1 protein-coding gene, 2 tRNA genes and 1 rRNA gene are annotated in these 2978 nt (G+C 50.6%); all 4 read left to right on the top strand.

What is annotated here, in order from left to right; genetic code table 11:
- The coding region (locus tag ACZ5ID_RS36975) for a CoA transferase (RefSeq protein WP_468907189.1) at positions 1-275 on the top strand (275 nt) is incomplete at its 5' end.
- A gap of 640 nt (positions 276-915) precedes the next feature.
- Positions 916-2452, top strand: a 16S ribosomal RNA gene (locus ACZ5ID_RS36970).
- Positions 2453-2535: 83 nt separating this feature from the next.
- Positions 2536-2612, top strand: a tRNA-Ile gene (locus tag ACZ5ID_RS36965).
- 30 nt (positions 2613-2642) lie between these two features.
- Positions 2643-2718: transfer RNA gene (locus tag ACZ5ID_RS36960), tRNA-Ala, on the top strand.
- Positions 2719-2978: the final 260 nt, after the last annotated feature.

Here is a 2978-nt window from a genome sequence, read left to right as displayed (position 1 = left end):
TGGAGCGGGTGGGCGTGCCTTGTGGGCCGATCAATGATTTGGCGCAGGTGTTTGCCGATCCTCAGGTTAAGGCGCGTGGGTTGGCGATGCAGTTGCCTCATGCGTTGGCAGGGATGGTGCCCCAGGTGGCCAGTCCTATGCGCTTGTCCAAGACGCCCGTTGAGTATCGTAGTGCGCCGCCGCTATTAGGTGAGCATACCTATCAGGTGCTGCAGCAAGTGCTGGGTTTGACGCCTGCGAGTGTGTCGGCTCTAAGGGAGGCTGGAGTCATCTGAAGGCCCTCTTCTATATAGATGGCTGTTTAGGCTCTCTATATAGAAGAGAATTGGTCGAATTTTAGTCAGAAGTGCTTATTTGATAGAAATCCTGAATTAAGGGTTGACGGCAAATTCTGGAAGTCTATAATTCGCCCCACTTCCGGCGCAGTCGAAACGGAAAACTCCTTGGTAAACAAAGAGTTATGCAGGTTTCGACAGCGAGCTGCTTCAGATCATCGAAGTCCAGAAGGAGTTAGTAAGGCAGTGTTGTTTAGCCCTATTAACGGTTCGATCTTCTCGGTCGAAAGCGGAGAAAAAGAGGTGTTGACAGCAGCGTGTAACGCTGTAGAATTCGCCTCCCGCTAACGAGAGATCGGAAGCGCAAGTGGTTGAAGTTACAAAGGAAACTTTGAAAACTTCTGAAAATAATCACTTGACAGCAAATGAGGCTGCTGTAGAATGCGCGCCTCGGTTGAGACGAAAGATCTTAACCAACCGCTCTTTAACAACTGAATCAAGCAATTCGTGTGGGTGCTTGTGGAGTCAGACTGATAGTCAACAAGATTATCAGCATCACAAGTTACTCCGCGAGAAATCAAAGATGTAACCAACGATTGCTGAGCCAAGTTTAGGGTTTCTTAAAAACCCAAAGATGTTTGAACTGAAGAGTTTGATCATGGCTCAGATTGAACGCTGGCGGCAGGCCTAACACATGCAAGTCGAGCGGTAGAGAGAAGCTTGCTTCTCTTGAGAGCGGCGGACGGGTGAGTAATGCCTAGGAATCTGCCTGGTAGTGGGGGATAACGTTCGGAAACGGACGCTAATACCGCATACGTCCTACGGGAGAAAGCAGGGGACCTTCGGGCCTTGCGCTATCAGATGAGCCTAGGTCGGATTAGCTAGTTGGTGGGGTAATGGCTCACCAAGGCGACGATCCGTAACTGGTCTGAGAGGATGATCAGTCACACTGGAACTGAGACACGGTCCAGACTCCTACGGGAGGCAGCAGTGGGGAATATTGGACAATGGGCGAAAGCCTGATCCAGCCATGCCGCGTGTGTGAAGAAGGTCTTCGGATTGTAAAGCACTTTAAGTTGGGAGGAAGGGCAGTAAATTAATACTTTGCTGTTTTGACGTTACCGACAGAATAAGCACCGGCTAACTCTGTGCCAGCAGCCGCGGTAATACAGAGGGTGCAAGCGTTAATCGGAATTACTGGGCGTAAAGCGCGCGTAGGTGGTTCGTTAAGTTGGATGTGAAATCCCCGGGCTCAACCTGGGAACTGCATTCAAAACTGACGAGCTAGAGTATGGTAGAGGGTGGTGGAATTTCCTGTGTAGCGGTGAAATGCGTAGATATAGGAAGGAACACCAGTGGCGAAGGCGACCACCTGGACTGATACTGACACTGAGGTGCGAAAGCGTGGGGAGCAAACAGGATTAGATACCCTGGTAGTCCACGCCGTAAACGATGTCAACTAGCCGTTGGGAGCCTTGAGCTCTTAGTGGCGCAGCTAACGCATTAAGTTGACCGCCTGGGGAGTACGGCCGCAAGGTTAAAACTCAAATGAATTGACGGGGGCCCGCACAAGCGGTGGAGCATGTGGTTTAATTCGAAGCAACGCGAAGAACCTTACCAGGCCTTGACATCCAATGAACTTTCTAGAGATAGATTGGTGCCTTCGGGAACATTGAGACAGGTGCTGCATGGCTGTCGTCAGCTCGTGTCGTGAGATGTTGGGTTAAGTCCCGTAACGAGCGCAACCCTTGTCCTTAGTTACCAGCACGTAATGGTGGGCACTCTAAGGAGACTGCCGGTGACAAACCGGAGGAAGGTGGGGATGACGTCAAGTCATCATGGCCCTTACGGCCTGGGCTACACACGTGCTACAATGGTCGGTACAGAGGGTTGCCAAGCCGCGAGGTGGAGCTAATCCCAGAAAACCGATCGTAGTCCGGATCGCAGTCTGCAACTCGACTGCGTGAAGTCGGAATCGCTAGTAATCGCGAATCAGAATGTCGCGGTGAATACGTTCCCGGGCCTTGTACACACCGCCCGTCACACCATGGGAGTGGGTTGCACCAGAAGTAGCTAGTCTAACCTTCGGGAGGACGGTTACCACGGTGTGATTCATGACTGGGGTGAAGTCGTAACAAGGTAGCCGTAGGGGAACCTGCGGCTGGATCACCTCCTTAATCGACGACATCAGCTGCTCCATAAGTTCCCACACGAATTGCTTGATTCATTGAAGAAGACGATAAAGAAGCAGCCCGAAATTGGGTCTGTAGCTCAGTTGGTTAGAGCGCACCCCTGATAAGGGTGAGGTCGGCAGTTCGAATCTGCCCAGACCCACCAATTTTGTGTGGGAAACGCCTGTAGAAATACGGGGCCATAGCTCAGCTGGGAGAGCGCCTGCCTTGCACGCAGGAGGTCAACGGTTCGATCCCGTTTGGCTCCACCACTACTGCTTCTGAAAGTTTTGAAAGCTTAGAAATGAGCATTCCATCGTTGTGATGGTGAATGTTGATTTCTAGTCTTTGATTAGATCGTTCTTTAAAAATTTGGGTATGTGATAGAAAGATAGACTGAACGTTACTTTCACTGGTAACGGATCAGGCTAAGGTAAAATTTGTGAGTAATTGCGAATTTTCGGCGAATGTCTTCTTCACAGTATAACCAGATTGCTTGGGGTTATATGGTCAAGTGAAGAAGCGCATACGG

The sequence above is a fragment of the Streptomyces sp. NPDC031670 genome (assembly GCF_055580545.1).
Note: the sequence above shows the minus strand (reverse complement) of the source record. Positions and strands in the feature narration are given on the sequence as shown.